Annotated in this window: 18 protein-coding genes; 8 read left to right on the top strand and 10 right to left on the bottom strand. The window is 70.4% G+C overall.

Annotated elements, in window-relative coordinates; translation table 11 throughout:
• The first annotated feature begins 8 nt into the window (after nucleotides 1–8).
• Nucleotides 9–359 carry a hypothetical protein gene (locus Psi02_RS08880; RefSeq protein ID WP_239094725.1) on the top strand — a complete coding sequence of 117 codons (351 nt, stop codon included), beginning with the start codon at nucleotides 9–11 and terminating at the stop codon, nucleotides 357–359.
• Nucleotides 360–386: 27 nt separating this feature from the next.
• On the opposite strand, the gene Psi02_RS08875 is transcribed toward Psi02_RS08880, so the two are convergent.
• Nucleotides 387–1,328, bottom strand: coding sequence for an EamA family transporter (locus tag Psi02_RS08875; protein ID WP_203972960.1), 942 nt, complete (start codon nucleotides 1,326–1,328; stop codon nucleotides 387–389).
• An 83-nt stretch (nucleotides 1,329–1,411) separates the two neighbouring features.
• On the opposite strand from Psi02_RS08875, the gene Psi02_RS08870 reads away from it, so the two are divergent.
• Both Psi02_RS08870 and Psi02_RS08865 read left to right on the top strand, forming a co-directional pair.
• Nucleotides 1,412–2,620: a magnesium transporter MgtE N-terminal domain-containing protein gene (locus tag Psi02_RS08870; protein ID WP_239094724.1), complete on the top strand. Its 1,209-nt coding sequence runs from the start codon at nucleotides 1,412–1,414 to the stop codon at nucleotides 2,618–2,620.
• A 4-nt stretch (nucleotides 2,621–2,624) separates the two neighbouring features.
• On the top strand, nucleotides 2,625–3,086 hold the full coding sequence (locus tag Psi02_RS08865; RefSeq protein ID WP_203972959.1) for a DUF1003 domain-containing protein: 462 nt from the start codon (nucleotides 2,625–2,627) through the stop codon (nucleotides 3,084–3,086).
• On the opposite strand, the gene Psi02_RS08860 is transcribed toward Psi02_RS08865, so the two are convergent.
• A complete protein-coding gene (locus tag Psi02_RS08860) occupies nucleotides 3,083–3,817 on the bottom strand; it encodes an aspartate/glutamate racemase family protein (protein WP_203972958.1) in 735 nt (244 codons plus the stop codon). The genes Psi02_RS08865 and Psi02_RS08860 overlap by 4 nt on opposite strands.
• Before the next feature lie 117 nt (nucleotides 3,818–3,934).
• Between Psi02_RS08860 and Psi02_RS08855 the strand changes: the two genes are divergently transcribed.
• A complete protein-coding gene (locus Psi02_RS08855) occupies nucleotides 3,935–5,074 on the top strand; it encodes an Mrp/NBP35 family ATP-binding protein (RefSeq protein WP_203972957.1) in 1,140 nt (379 codons plus the stop codon).
• Between the two features lie 11 nt (nucleotides 5,075–5,085).
• Here the strand turns inward: Psi02_RS08855 and Psi02_RS08850 are convergent, their stop codons facing one another.
• The 4 genes from Psi02_RS08850 to sigE all read right to left on the bottom strand — a co-directional run bounded on the left by Psi02_RS08850 (nucleotide 5,086) and on the right by sigE (nucleotide 8,046).
• On the bottom strand, nucleotides 5,086–5,433 hold the full coding sequence (locus Psi02_RS08850; RefSeq protein ID WP_203972956.1) for a sec-independent translocase: 348 nt from the start codon (nucleotides 5,431–5,433) through the stop codon (nucleotides 5,086–5,088).
• Nucleotides 5,434–5,501: 68 nt separating this feature from the next.
• Nucleotides 5,502–6,821 (bottom strand): S1C family serine protease, encoded by a 1,320-nt coding sequence (locus Psi02_RS08845; protein WP_203972955.1) that lies wholly within the window; start codon nucleotides 6,819–6,821, stop codon nucleotides 5,502–5,504.
• A 59-nt stretch (nucleotides 6,822–6,880) separates the two neighbouring features.
• Entirely contained in the window at nucleotides 6,881–7,441 is a 561-nt protein-coding gene (locus tag Psi02_RS08840; RefSeq protein ID WP_203972954.1) for an anti-sigma factor family protein, read from the bottom strand.
• Nucleotides 7,438–8,046: an RNA polymerase sigma factor SigE gene (gene sigE / locus Psi02_RS08835; protein ID WP_203953890.1), complete on the bottom strand. Its 609-nt coding sequence runs from the start codon at nucleotides 8,044–8,046 to the stop codon at nucleotides 7,438–7,440. The genes Psi02_RS08840 and sigE overlap by 4 nt, the downstream gene beginning before the upstream one ends.
• A gap of 185 nt (nucleotides 8,047–8,231) precedes the next feature.
• On the opposite strand from sigE, the gene Psi02_RS08830 reads away from it, so the two are divergent.
• On the top strand, nucleotides 8,232–8,867 hold the full coding sequence (locus Psi02_RS08830) for an O-methyltransferase (RefSeq protein WP_239094723.1): 636 nt from the start codon (nucleotides 8,232–8,234) through the stop codon (nucleotides 8,865–8,867).
• Here the strand turns inward: Psi02_RS08830 and Psi02_RS08825 are convergent.
• Both Psi02_RS08825 and Psi02_RS08820 read right to left on the bottom strand, forming a co-directional pair.
• On the bottom strand, nucleotides 8,864–10,282 hold the full coding sequence (locus Psi02_RS08825; RefSeq protein WP_203972952.1) for a leucyl aminopeptidase: 1,419 nt from the start codon (nucleotides 10,280–10,282) through the stop codon (nucleotides 8,864–8,866). The two genes, Psi02_RS08830 and Psi02_RS08825, sit on opposite strands and share 4 nt — an antisense overlap.
• Before the next feature lie 84 nt (nucleotides 10,283–10,366).
• Complete coding sequence (locus Psi02_RS08820; RefSeq protein ID WP_203883600.1) at nucleotides 10,367–10,534, bottom strand: DUF3117 domain-containing protein; 168 nt, start codon at nucleotides 10,532–10,534, stop codon at nucleotides 10,367–10,369.
• A 180-nt stretch (nucleotides 10,535–10,714) separates the two neighbouring features.
• Here Psi02_RS08820 and Psi02_RS08815 point away from each other — a divergent pair, with 180 nt between their 5' ends.
• Together Psi02_RS08815 and Psi02_RS08810 are read left to right on the top strand one after the other, a co-directional pair.
• The gene (locus tag Psi02_RS08815; RefSeq protein WP_203972951.1) at nucleotides 10,715–11,488 is read left to right on the top strand and encodes a PaaX family transcriptional regulator; all 774 of its coding nucleotides are present in this window, start codon (nucleotides 10,715–10,717) and stop codon (nucleotides 11,486–11,488) included.
• A gap of 1 nt (nucleotide 11,489) precedes the next feature.
• Entirely contained in the window at nucleotides 11,490–12,269 is a 780-nt protein-coding gene (locus Psi02_RS08810) for an enoyl-CoA hydratase-related protein (RefSeq protein ID WP_239094722.1), read from the top strand.
• Here the strand turns inward: Psi02_RS08810 and Psi02_RS08805 are convergent.
• Together Psi02_RS08805 and Psi02_RS08800 are read right to left on the bottom strand one after the other, a co-directional pair.
• Nucleotides 12,235–12,810: a DNA-3-methyladenine glycosylase I gene (locus tag Psi02_RS08805; protein ID WP_203972949.1), complete on the bottom strand. Its 576-nt coding sequence runs from the start codon at nucleotides 12,808–12,810 to the stop codon at nucleotides 12,235–12,237. The genes Psi02_RS08810 and Psi02_RS08805 overlap by 35 nt on opposite strands.
• Entirely contained in the window at nucleotides 12,804–13,304 is a 501-nt protein-coding gene (locus Psi02_RS08800) for a hypothetical protein (protein WP_203972948.1), read from the bottom strand. The genes Psi02_RS08805 and Psi02_RS08800 overlap by 7 nt, the downstream gene beginning before the upstream one ends.
• A gap of 44 nt (nucleotides 13,305–13,348) precedes the next feature.
• Here Psi02_RS08800 and Psi02_RS08795 point away from each other — a divergent pair, with 44 nt between their 5' ends.
• Nucleotides 13,349–13,621, top strand: a complete 273-nt coding sequence (locus tag Psi02_RS08795) for a hypothetical protein (RefSeq protein WP_203972947.1) — start codon at nucleotides 13,349–13,351, stop codon at nucleotides 13,619–13,621.
• Nucleotides 13,622–13,631: the final 10 nt, after the last annotated feature.

The raw sequence follows: 13,631 nt of genomic DNA, 5'->3' as shown, positions 1-13,631 counted from the left end.
CTGCCCTCATGAGCCTGCCGGTGATCGAGGAAGGCGCCAAGAAGTCCGGCGTCCTGTGGATCGGACGCCGACTGGCCTGGCACGCCTGGCATGACGGCGCGATCTACGTCGTGACCGGAGGGGGCGAGCAGGATCTGCCCGGCCTCACGGACGCGGGCGAGGTCGACGTCACGCTCCGCAGCAAGGACAACGGGGCGGAACTGGTCCGCTTCGCCGCCTCGGTCGAGATCGTCGACCAGGCGGCGGAGCCTGACGCGGTCGCCGCACTCGCCAAGGAGCGCCTCAACGCCCCCGACGCCGCCGGGCTGGCCGCCCGGTGGGCGGCGCACTCCACAGTCGTACGGCTCACGCCTCGCTGAGCGGCGCCGGGCGGCAGGGGGACGGCTTCACACTCGGACGGCCTCGGCGGTCTCCGCCGCCTTCTCCGGCGAGAGCCGTACGGTCGCCGTCTGGGCGAGCAGGGCGCCGACGAGCACGATCAGGCCCCCCACGATCTGGGCGGCTCCCAGATGCTCGCCGAGCAGGACCCAGGCGATGACCGCGCCGGTGATCACCTCGAGCGACGCGACGGTGGCCCCCACGGCGGCCGAAAGGCGACGGACCGCCGTCACCCCGGTGAAGTACGCGATCACCGTGGCGACCAGAACGAGCCACAGGGCGGCCCCCGCCACCGGGAGGCTGTGCCCGCCGAGGGCGGCGGTCGTGCCGAACGCCCCCCAGTGGATGTTCCACGGTTGTGAGATCGGCAGAAGAACGACCACCGAGCCCAACATGCCCCACCCGATGAGCCCGAACGTGTCCACGTCGTCGGAGAATGAATCGCTCATCAGGAAATATCCGGCGCTGCATCCGCCCGCCGCGAGGGCGATCACGAGCCCCAGCGCATCGACCCGCATGCCCTCCCAGACCTGGACCACGATCGCCAGGCCGACGACGGCGATCAGCGCGCCGAGGTAGGCCGCCCGCGGCAGCCGTACCCGCCGGACGAAGCGCACCCACAACACGACGATGACGGGAGAGGTGTACTCGATGAGCAGGGCGACGCCGACCGGCAGCCGCGTGATGGCCAGGAAGAACAGGGCCTGGACCGCCGCGACCGCGATGACCGCGTACGCGACGAAGAACGGCAGGCGCGCGCGGGGGATGCGCAACGCCCGCGGCCGGACGATCGCGAGGGCCAGGATCAGGAGCACTCCGGATCCGGCCATGCGGACCCAGACGGCTTCCAGCGGCGTGAGACCGGCGGCTCCGAGATATTTCGCCATCGGTCCGGAGAACCCGAAACAGACGGCTGACACGAATGCGATCGCCAAGCTCACAGCCCGCATACTCACCTGCCCATGTAATTACTGTTAAGTGCTCTTGATGCTGTCATATCGGCATCTAGCTCGCATCCGCGTAACCTGACTGCGTGGATCGGATCTTCGTGGCAAGGCTGGCCGGCCTCGCCGTCTTCGATCCGGCCGGAGACCAGATCGGCCGGATCCGTGACGTCGTGGTCTCCCTGCGCGGCCCGCTTCCGCCACGTGTCCACGGCTTCGTCGTCGAGGTGCAGCCACGCCGCCGGGTCTTCCTGCCGATCACCCGCATCACCAGCATCGAGGTCGGCGCGGTCATCTTCACCGGCAAGCTCAACGTGCGCCGGTTCGAGCGGAGGAACGCCGAGACGCTGGCCATCGGCGAGATGCTCGACCTCGGCGTGCAGTACAAAGGCGAACCGGTCACCGTCCTCGACCTCGCGATGGAACAGGCGCGGCCGTCCGAGTGGCAGATCGCCAAGGTCGCGGTCCGGAGAGGCACCCGCCGCCGGGGCGAGACGCTCGTCGTCGACTGGGACGAGGTCACCGGCTTCGGAATCACGCAGAAGGACCAGGGCGCGGCCAACCTGCTCGCGGCCTTCGAGTCCATGCGCCCGGCCGACCTGGCCAACATGCTCCACGAACTGCCCGGCAAGCGGATGGCCGAGGTGGCGGCCGCGCTCAACGACGACCGGCTCGCGGATGTGCTCGAAGAGCTGCCCGAGCGCGACCAGGTGGTCGTGCTGAGCCAACTCCAGAAGGAGCGGGCCGCCGACGTGCTGGAGGAGATGAGCCCCGACGACGCCGCCGACCTGCTGCAGGAACTTCCCTCCGAGCAGGCGGAGACGCTGCTGCGGCTGATGATCCCCGAGGAGGCCGCCCCGGTCCGGCGGCTGCTGACCTACCGCGAGGACACCGCGGGGGGCATGATGACGTCCGAACCGGTCGTGCTCCCCCCGAACGCCACCGTGGCCGAGGCGCTCGCGCACATCCGGCAGCGGGAGCTGACCCCGGCCGTCGCCGCCGAGGTGTACGTGACCCGGCCGCCCACCGAGACGCCGACCGGCAGGTTCCTCGGTGTGGCGCACTTCCAGCGGCTGCTCAGAGAGCCGCCGTCCACCCTGCTCGGCGCCATGATAGACATCACCCTGGACCCGATCAGGCCGGAGTTCAGCCTCCGAGAGGTGGCCTCCTACATGGCCACCTACAACCTGGTCGCGATTCCCGTCGTCGATGAGCTCGGGCGCCTGCTCGGCGCGGTGACCGTGGACGACGTGCTCGACCACATGCTGCCCGAGGACTGGCGGGAAAGGCACGACTGAGCGAATGACCGAGCGCCTCGACCAGCCGCGTGAGCTGACCTCCCGGGTACGGCTCTACTACGACCCCGAGGCCTTCGGGCGGCTCTCCGAGCGGATCGCCCGGTTCCTCGGCACCGCCCGCTTCATCGTCTACATGACGGTGTTCGTCGGGGCCTGGCTTCTGTGGAACTTCCTGACGCCCTGGGCGTTCGACCCCTATCCGTTCATCTTCCTGACGCTCATGCTCTCCCTCCAGGCGTCGTACGCCGCCCCGCTGATCCTCCTCGCGCAGAACCGGCAGGCCGACCGGGACCGGATCCAGTACGAGCAGGACAGGATCACGGCCGAGCGCAACCAGGCGGAGATCGAATATCTCACCAGGGAGATCGCCGGCCTGCGCATCGCCGTCGGCGAGGTGGCCACCAGGGACTACATCAGGGCCGAACTGCAGCGTCTCCAGGACGAGCTCTCCGGCCAGGCCTCCTAACCGGCCGGCGCGAACGGCCCGCCGCGCCAGTCCGGCAGCGGAGCGCGGCCAGTGGCCACCTCGAAGGCCGCCCGGGCGAGCAGGCGGGTCGAGTCCAGCGTCGGGAGCGGGGAGACGCCCGGCGTCACGAGGAGGGGGATCTCCGTGCACACGAGCGCCACCGCGTCGCATCCCCGATCCGCCAGCCGCCCGATGACGCGCGCGTACTCCCGCCGCCCGCGCTCGGAGACCACGCCGCCCAGCAGTTCCTCGAAGATGACCTCGTTGACGATCTCCCGGTCCCCCGCCTCCGGCACCTCGGCCGCGATCCCGCGCCTCTCGAACGCCACGGGATAGAGCGGGCCGTCCATCAGGTACCGGGTTCCGAGAACGCCGACCCGCGTCCTGCCGTCACGAGCGGCACGGTCCGCGACGACGTCGGCGATGTGCAGCCCCGGCAGGGCGAGATCCTCTCCGGGCAGTTCCAGCGCCATGTGGGCGGTGTTGTCCGGGCAGACGAAGAAGTCCGCCCCGGCCTTCGCGAGCCTCCCCACGCTCACCGACAGCGTGTCCCTGATCGAGGCGTGGTCCCCGGCGTCCCAGGCGGGCATGCTGCGCGCGAGGGCGACGCAGTCCATGGTCACGTCCGGATGATCGTGCGGGCCGAGCTCGGCGAACCCTTCTTGGCAGAAGGCGAGGAAGCACAGCGCGGCCCCCTCGGTGCTGTGGGCGAGAATGCCGAGGTGCCTCATCGCGGCTCAATCCTTTCCCGTAACCCGTTTCCCGTTGGTCTCCTATTGGCGCAAATCCTCGTGGACGCAGGCACACCCGCGTTCGTCGGACCGCACAAGAGTCCATAGCATGGATTCATGGCACCATCCCCAGAATTGGTAACGGCCGCGCTGGCTACGGTCAACGACCCTGAGATCCGCCGGCCGATCACCGACCTTGACATGGTCAAGAGCGTCGATATCTCCCCGGACGGGGTGGTGCGCGTCGGCATCTTCCTCACCGTCGCCGGCTGCCCCATGAGGGACACCATCACCCGCGACGTCACCGCCGCGGTCTCCAAGCTCGACGGCGTCGCCCGTGTCCACGTGGACATGGACGTCATGAGCGGCGACCAGCGCAAGAACCTGCAGACCAAGCTGCGCGGCGACCGCGGGCCGGAGAAGGAGATCCCCTTCGCCAGGCCCGGCTCGCTGACCCGCGTGTTCGCCGTGGCCAGCGGCAAGGGCGGTGTGGGCAAGTCGTCCGTCACCGTCAACCTCGCGGCCTCGATGGCCGCCTCGGGCCTGAAGGTCGGCATCGTGGACGCCGACATCTACGGCCACTCCGTGCCCCGCATGCTCGGGGTGAGTGACCGGCCCACCAAGGTCGAAGACATGATCATGCCGCCCGTGGCGCATGACATCAAGGTCATCTCGGTCGGCATGTTCAAGCCCGAGGGCAACACCCCGGTGGTCTGGCGCGGCCCCATGCTCGACCGCGCGCTGCACCAGTTCCTCGCGGACGTCTTCTGGGGCGACCTCGACGTGCTGCTGATGGACCTGCCGCCCGGCACCGGCGACATCGCGATCTCCGTGGCCCAGCGGATGCCCACGGCCGAACTCCTCATCGTGACCACCCCGCAGCAGGCGGCCGCCGAGGTCGCCGAGCGCGCCGGATCCATCGCGGCGCAGACCCACCAGCAGATCGCGGGTGTCATCGAGAACATGGCGTGGCTGCCCTGCCCGCACTGCGACGAGCGGATCGCGGTGTTCGGCGAGGGCGGCGGTCAGACGGTGGCCGACGCGCTCACCCGAACGCTGGGCTCCCGGGTGCCGCTGCTCGGCCAGGTGCCGATCGACCTGCGGCTGCGTGAGGGCGGCGACGAGGGCAAGCCTCTCGTCCTGACCGATCCGGATGCTCCGGCCTCCGCCGAACTGCGCCGGATCGCCGCCGGCCTGAGCAAGAAGTCCACCAGCCTCAAGGGCCTCAAGCTGGACATCTCGCCCACCAAGCACTGACGCGAGGGGGCCTACGTGGCCTCGTTGTCGTAGGGCGGGATCTCCCCGAAGCCGAGTTCCGGCTCGGCGGCCTCGATCGGCTCGGAAGCGGTGCTAGTCGTACCGTTCCAGTCGTTCTCGATGTCGTCGAGCAGGTGCTTGCGCACGAAGGTCTTCGGATTGAGGTCTGCCGGGTCGAAATTGGAGAACTCAGGCCCGAGATTGGCCTGGAGGTCCGCCTTGGCGTTGTTGGCCATCTGGCGAAGCTGCCGCAACGTCTTGCCGGCCTGTGAGGCCGCCTGTGGCAGCTTGTCGGGACCGAACACGAGCAGACCGATCACCACTAGCGCCAGGATCTCCCACCAGCCCAGTCCGAACACGGTGATCTCCTCAATAAGCAACGACTGGGTTCAGCCTAATACCCCCCATTCCGGCTCGGGACCGGGCCTCAGGACGGCCGCACCGCCGGAACGGGCGCAGCGCCCACCGTTACCGTGGCCGTCTTCATCTGGCCGTCGTGCTGGAACCCGATGGTCACCTTGTCTCCCGGTGCCTTGCTCCTGATCGTGACGACCAGTTCGCGGCTGCCCCCGACCGGCTGGCCGTCGACCTCCAAGATGACGTCTCCCGGCGCCAGACCGGCCTCGGCGGCCGGGCCGCCGGGAGTCACAGCGGGTTCACCCGACTCGGTCCTGGTCGCGATCCTGACGCCCTCGCCCTGGTAACCCTGATCGATGGTGATGCCGATCCGTGAGGTCCTGGCGACGCCGGTGGTGATGAGTTCCTGGGCGATCCTGCGCACATGGTTGACGGGGATCGCGAAGCCGAGGCCGATGCTGCCCGTCTGCTGGCCCAGAGCCGGGGAACCGCCGACCGCGGCGATCGCCGAGTTCACGCCGATCACCTCACCCGAGGCGTTGACCAGCGGACCACCCGAATTGCCGGGATTGATGGCCGCGTCCGTCTGGATCGCGTTGATGAGCGCGTAGTCGGACCCGGTCGACCCGCCCGCCTCGACCGGCCGGTTGAGTGAGCTGACGATGCCGGTGGTGACGGTGCCGGCGAGGCCCAGCGGCGAGCCGATGGCGATGACGGGGTCTCCGACCACCACGCTGTCGGAGTTGCCGAGAGGCAGTTCCGGGGCCGTGACCGCCGCATCTGGCTTGACCACGGCGATGTCCGAGTTGGGATCACGGCCGACGATCTTGGCGCCGGCGGACGTGCCGTCGTTGAACCGGATCTTGATCTCGCCGCCCTGCCCGCTGACCGCGGCCACGTGATCGTTGGTCACGATGTAGCCGCCCTTGATGACGAAACCCGAGCCGGTGCCCGCCTCGCTGCTGCCCCTGACCTCCAAGGAAACGACGCTGGGCAGCACCTTGGCCGCGACGCCCGCCACGGACGCGGGCGGACGGGCCGTCGAAACGGCCGCGGGGGCGGCCAGGGAGTATCCCGGGTCGGTGCCCGCGGGCGGCCGGGTGAGGAGCCACGTGCCCACACTCGCCGCTCCACCCGAGACCAGCGCGATGACCACGGCCAGCATCGCGAACAGCCCGGCCCGCGCCGGAGCCGGCCTGACCGGGCCGGCCGGCGGCGGACCGCTCGGCAGGAGGGCGGGAGGCGCCGTGGGAGGCGCCCAGCCCTGACCGATGCCATGCGCGCCCAGCGAGGGCGGTGACCCGCCGGGAGGGCCCCAACCGGGCTCCTCACCCACAGGGAAGAACTCGGGCCGGTCCGACGCGCTGGAGGGACGCGTGTGATCGGTCATCGGGGCAACCACTCCTCACGCGACGACGGCAACGCCTGATGCTATGCCGTTTCCCGTGGTCAGCGGGAGAACCGCGGGCTGGCGCTGCCTGACGGCGTCGGCGACGCCTTCACGAAGGGCGCCGGGTCCTGCGCCGGATGTACGAACAACACCTCGGGACCCGGATCCTGGTGGGCACCGGCCCCACCGACCATGAAGATCGTCCCGAGTGCCACCGCCGCGGAGGCGACGCCGACGGCGACGTATCCGGCGCGCCTGGCCCTGCCCGGCCGCCTTCCCGGACCGGACAACCCGCTGGGACGCCCCGGCCGGTTGTCGAGCGGGGCGATGCCGTGCATCCCCGGCAGGCCACTGGACGCGAACGCCGGATGGTCGGGAAAGGGACGCATGCGCGGCGGCAGCGGCCCTCCCGGTTCCGACATCCTCAACAGGGACATCGTCAGGTCGGCCGGCATGGCCGGCGGCTCCATGGACCGAAGACGGCTCTTCAGCGCGCGCAGCGCGTCGACCTCCGCACGGCAGTCCGCACAGAACGTCAGGTGGCCGAGCGCCCGTTCACGCTCGCTGTGGCCGAGTTCGCCGTCGATGAGCGCGGACACGCGCTCGCCAAGGTGATTCACAGTCCCTCCCTGCTGAATGACGGGGGGAACTGATCGCCGCTTCTGTCTGTGGAAGGTGCGCGGTGCTCCAGAGCCTCCCGGAGTTGTGCCCGGGCCCGGTGGATGCGGCTGCGCACGGTCCCGAGCTTCACGCCGAGTGTCGCGGCGATCTCTTCGTAGGACAGGCCCTCGATGTCGCACAACACGACCGCGGCCCGGAACTCGGGTGCCAGGGCGTCGAGCGCCGCCTGGATGTCGGGCTCCAGGTGCGCGTCGTCGTAGGCCTGCGCGGGCGAGGGCTCCCGGCCGCGCAGCCGCTCGGCGGCGTCGTCGGCCAGACCCTCGAAGCGAATGCGCTGCCTGCGCCGCGCCATGTCGAGGAAGAGGTTCGTCGTGATCCGGTGCAACCAGCCCTCGAACGTCCCCGGCGTGTAACTCGACAGGGAACGGAACACGCGGACGAAGACCTCCTGGGTGAGGTCTTCCGCGTCGTGCACGTTGCCCGTCAGCCGGTAAGCCAGCCGGTACACCCGCGCGGAATGCGTTCGGACGACCTCCTCCCAGGTGGGAGGCGTCCAGCCGGACACCGAAGTCTCCGCCTGGTGGTCGTGCTCGTCCACCGGCATTCCTCTCTGCAGGATCGTCGCTACAGCCATAGTGCCTGGTTTCGCCCCTTCCCGCGCACCGCGAGTCGAACGGCCTTGAACAAAGACCGTCCAAAGCGTGCAACGTCACCGTTGTGGCGTGAGTTCCCGTTCCGGTCCGACTCCCCTAGGCTGCGACCAACATGAACCAGGGGAAGGAGAGGCCGATGGCGACTCCGGCCAGCCTGGAGTACGCGGAGGACTTCGTTCCAGAGGACGAGATCCTCCAGGAGGCCCGCAGACGCGGCATCGAGGTGGGAGCGACGCCGCTCCTGCCCGGGTGCGGGGCGGCCTTGTGCTTCCTCGCGACAGTGGCCGGCGCCCGTTCGGTGGTCGAGGTCGGCACCGGATGCGGCGTCTCCGGCCTGTGGCTCCTGCGCGGAATGCGCCCGGACGGCACGCTGACCAGCGTGGACGTCGAACCGGAGCACCAGCGCATGGCCAGGCAGACGTTCGCCGAGGCCGGCTATTCCGGCAGCAGGATCCGCCTCATCGGAGGCCGCGCCCTCGATGTGCTGCCGCGCCTGGCCGACGGCGGCTACGACCTGGTCTTCTGCGACGCGGCGAAGCAGGAGTACCTCGACTACCTGGGCGAGTCGATCCGGCTGCTGCGCCCCGGCGGCGTGGTGGCCTTCGCGAACGCCCTCTGGCGCGACCAGGTCGCCGACCCCACCCGGCGCGACCCGGACACCGTCGCCGTCCGGGAACTCGGCCGGATGGTCAGGGAGGAGGAGCGGCTGCGCCCGCTCATGCTCCCCCTGGGCGACGGTCTCCTGGTCGCGGTCAAGCTGCCGCCCGCCTAAGCGGCCAGGTAGCTCAGCAACATCCTCACGCCGAAGCCCGTGGCGCCCTTGGTGAACTGGCCGTCGTCGGCGGCCGACCGCGCGGGCCCGGCGATGTCCAGGTGCGCCCAGGGCCGCTCGCCGACGAACTCCCGCAGATACAGCGCCGCGATGACCGACCCCGCGGCGCCGGACATCTTGCGGTCCACGTTGGTCAGATCGGCGACGTCGGAGTCCAGGTCCGCGCGGTAGTCCTCGAGCAGGGGCATGCGCCAGAACCGGTCTCCACTGATCTCACCGGCGGAGAGCAGGGAGTCGGCGACCGACTCGTCGGTGGCGTAGAGCGCGCCCAGGGAGACCCCCAGCGCCACCTTCGCCGCACCGGTGAGCGTGGCGATGTCGATCATCACGTCGGGGTCCAGTTCGGCGTCGGCGTACGCCAGGGCGTCGGCCAGCACGAGCCGGCCCTCGGCGTCGGTGTTGAGCACCTCGACCGTGCGCCCGCCGTACTGCGTGATGACGTCGCTCGGCCGCTGGGCCGAGCCCGAGATGGCGTTCTCCGCGCAGGCGATCAGGCCCGTCACGCGGACCGGCACCTCGAAGGCGGCCAGCGCGCTCATCACGGCCATCACGACCGCACCGCCCGCCATGTCGGTCTTCATGGTCTTCATGCCCTCGTTGGGCTTCAGGGACAGGCCGCCCGTGTCGAACGTGATGCCCTTGCCCGCCAGGACCACGTGCGGGGTGCCGTCACCGGCGTTCTCCGGCGTGTACTGGAGCTGGACGAACCTGGGCGGGTGGATCGAGCCCTGACCGACCGCCCGGATGCCCCCGAACTCGCCGAGGTCGCCGTCCGCCCAGACCCGTACGGCCAGGCCGTGATCGGCGGCGATGATCCGGGCCTGCTCGGCCAGCCATTCGGGAGTCTTCACGTCGGCCGGGGTGTTGACCAGGTCGCGGGCGAGGGCGGTGGCGCGGGCGGCCACCTCGCCGCGGCGCAGAGCCGGCTCGTCCGCGCCGGAGAAGACGATCTCCTCCACCGCGCTCGTCCGGGTCTGGCCGATCCTGAACGTGTAGGAGGCGAGGAGCGCCCCTTCGACGAGAGCGCTCACGTCACCATGGGCGGGGACCACGACGGAAAGGGAGGGGCGCCCCTTGGCCTTGCGCGCGATGGCCGCTCCCGCCTTGCGCAGCGCCGGAGCGGAGCAGTCGCCCGTGCCGTAGAGCAGCACGCGGCCCACACCGTCCCCCCTGACCACGGGAACCTCGAAGACCTCGCCAGGCTCGCCCTTGGCCTCGTAGTGGGACAGCAGGGCGCTCACCGGCACGGGCAACTCGACGGGCGAGGCGGCGAGGTCCGGCCCGAAGGGCACCGCGGTCAGCTCCGCGTTCTCGGGGAGCCGGTCAGAAACGGTCAACGTGGTCTCAATTGGCACGAACGCCTCCAAATAGGGCGGCCCCGGCGCGGGGGGGAAATCCCGTCACCAGGGCCGAAAAGTCGAACAAAGTCGGCTGAAACCTCAGCCGACCACTGTCTTCAGCGCGTCTCCGAGAGCGCCGGCCTCATCCGCCGAGAGCTCGACGACGAGTCGGCCGCCACCCTCGAGAGGGACCCGCATGACGATGCCCCGTCCTTCCTTGGTGACCTCCAGCGGACCGTCGCCAGTCCGTGGCTTCATCGCCGCCATGCGTGTATCCCTTCCCGCGTAGTCGGCCACCCCGAAGGGTGACCGGCGCATTCACGTTTCTGTGATGTTCTATTATCCCGCCTCCGAGCTCAAAAAGGTAACGGCCCGGCTCCGGTCAGTCGATCAATAAGGGCTCAGGCGCATTGTCGAGGAGCGATCCCGACCCTCAAACTGAGAGGGATGAACGCCCGAGCCGCACTTTTCGATCTCTACGGCGACCACCTCCGCACACGTCACGGGCGGGCTTCGGTGGCCGCGCTCGTCAGGCTGCTCGCGCCCCTCGACATCGCGGCCCCCGCCGTACGAACCGCGATCTCCCGCATGGTCCGTCAGGGGTGGCTCGACCCGGTGCGCCTGCCACAGGGGCCGGGATATGCGGTCACGCCGAAATGCGAGCGCCGTCTCGACGAGACCGCCGCGCGGGTCTACCGCGCGGGCGCCGCCGACTGGCGGGGACGGTGGCACATGCTGGTGCTCGAACCGGTCAGGGACCGGGCGAGGCGGGAGCGGATCCGGGCCGATCTGGCCTTCCTCGGCTACGCTCCGCTGACGGAGACCACCTGGATCGGGCCGTGGGCCTCACCGGAGCTGGACGCCTTGCGGCTGTCCGCCCACCGGTTCGACGCCGCGCTGGAGGGCGACCCGCGCGAACTGGTCGCCCAGGCGTGGGATCTGGACGGCATCGCCGGGGCGTACGAGGATTGGCTCGCCGGCGCCGTGGATCTCGTGGGATCGCTGCGGGGGGATTCCCCCGACCACCAGATCTTCGCGGTCCGGAGCAGGCTGGTGCACGGTTGGCGCAACTTCCTGTTCCGCGACCCCGGCCTGCCGGCGCGACTGCTGCCTCCGGGGTGGCCGGGCGACAAGGCCCGTGCCTACTTCGAGCAGGAGGCGGCCCGGCTGCTACCCGCGGCGGCGGCGTTCGTCGACCGCAACCTGGATGGGGGATCGTGAGATGAGTGTCGGCTACGAGGTCGAGCAGGCGATCGCGACGATCACCCTGGACCGCCCTGACGCGATGAACTCCCTGACCGTGGCCATGAAGGTCGAGTTGCTCGCGGCGCTGCGCCGGGCCGCCGCGGACGGGTCCGTCCGCGCCGTCCTGCTGACCGGGGCAGGCCGGGCCTTCTGCGCGGGACAGGACCTGCGCGAGCACGCCGACAACCTGGAAAGCGGCCTCGGGCTCGCGAACACCGTTCGCGAGCACTACAACCCGATCGTGCTCACGATCACCTCGATGGACAAGCCGGTGGTGGCGGCCGTCAACGGCGTGGCCGCGGGAGCGGGGGCGTCCCTGGCCTTCGCGTGCGACTTCCGCGTCGCCGCCGAGAGGGCCAAGTTCGCCATGGCGTTCACCGGGATCGGCCTCGGGCCCGACTCCGGCGCCTCGTGGACCCTCCAGCGCCTCGTGGGGCCGGCCGTGGCCAGGGAACTGCTGCTCCTCGGCGACGCCGTCGACGCGGCGCGCGCGCTGGAGCTGGGCCTGGTGACCAGCGTCGTGCCGGGCGACGACGTGGTGCCCGCGGCCCGCGATCTGGCGCTGCGGCTGGCCCAGGGCCCCACCCTGGCCTACGCCGCGACCCGGCGGGCGCTCGACTTCGCCGCGGCCCACTCGCTCTCCGACGCGCTCGACCTCGAGGCCGACCTGCAGGACGACTGCGCGGCCACGGTCGATCACCTGGCGGCGACCAAGGCCTTCCTCAGCAGGGAGCGGCCGCGTTTCGAAGGGCGCTGACCTCCTCGCGCACCCAGCAGTCGATCACGTGGTCGTTGACCAGGCCGATCGCCTGCATCAGCGCGTAGGCCGTCGTCGGGCCGACGAACCGGAATCCGTGCTTCTTGAGCTCCTTGGCCAGCGCCTTCGAACCCGCGGTCTGCGCCGGCACGTCGGCGAGGCCGGCCGGCACTGGCGCGGACCAGTCGGCGAACCTCCAGACCAGCTCGCAGAGCCCGCCCGGCAGCTCGACGGCCGCCCTGGCGTTGGCGATCGCCGCGTCGACCTTGGCGCGGTTCCTGACGATGCCGGTGTCGTTCATCAGCCGCTCGACGTCGGACTCGTCGAACGCGGCGACCTTGGGGATGGAGAACTCGGCGAAGGCCCGCCGGAAGTTCTCCCTCTTGCGCAGGATCGTCAGCCACGACAGGCCGGACTGGAACGCCTCCAGCGTGATCCGCTCGTAGACATGGTCGTCGCCGTGGACGGGACGTCCCCACTCGTCGTCGTGGTAGGCGATGTAGTCAGGGGCCGAGGTGGCCCACCCGCACCGGTTCACCATGACTCCTCCGCGTCCGAGCGGTCGTCCTCCCAGCCGCCCGCAGCGGTCTTGGAGGGGATCTCGGGCTTGGCGGGGACCTCGGGCCTGGTGGAGACCTCGGGCTTGGCGATGACTTCGGGCCTGGCGATGATCTCGGGCTGGTGCTCGGTGCGGACCGGCTCGGCCGGTCGCGCGAAGACCTCCTGCCGCGCATGGAGGCGACCCGCCAGCAGGTCCGCGACACGCTGCTCCAGCACCGCGATCCGCGTGTCCCGCTCGCCGAGCGCGGTCGACAACCGATAGAGCGCCTCGTCCACGACCTGGGTGTGGTACCCGACCAGGCTCAGGGGAAGCTGCAGGCCCATGAGGTCGGCGGCGGTCAGGTGACCGGCGTCGGGCAGCTCCGTCGGAGGCATGTCGGGCGGGAAGACCGCGAGCTCACCGCCACGGCCGAGCGACACCATCCACACGCAGACGAGGACGGCGAGACCGGCTATGACGAGGACGACCAGCACATACGAATCGTGCCACAAGTCGCACGCGTGCGAGCATTGAAGGCATGACCATTGTGATCCACCCGGATGACGAAATCGATCCGGCCTGGGCGGCGGCCTCCTCGCTGTCCGAGGTCTCCGCGCTGGCCCAGGCCGGCCGTACGGTCATGGTGACGTTGCCGGAGGACGAGACCGAGGCGGTCGCGGCGGCCGCCGCGTTCGCGTGGGCGGGGGCGACGGTGTTCCGCACCACCCACCAGGTACGGCAGGCGCTCGACATGACCGAGGTCCTGCTGGGCCGGCGCTCCCCCGCGCTCACCCGTCGCGGCCTCGCGTGACCCAGGTCGT

This window comes from Planotetraspora silvatica, from assembly GCF_016863315.1.
GTDB lineage: Bacteria > Actinomycetota > Actinomycetes > Streptosporangiales > Streptosporangiaceae > Planotetraspora > Planotetraspora silvatica.
The sequence above is the reverse complement of the archived record's forward strand: the minus strand, read 5'-3'. Positions and strand labels throughout refer to the sequence as shown.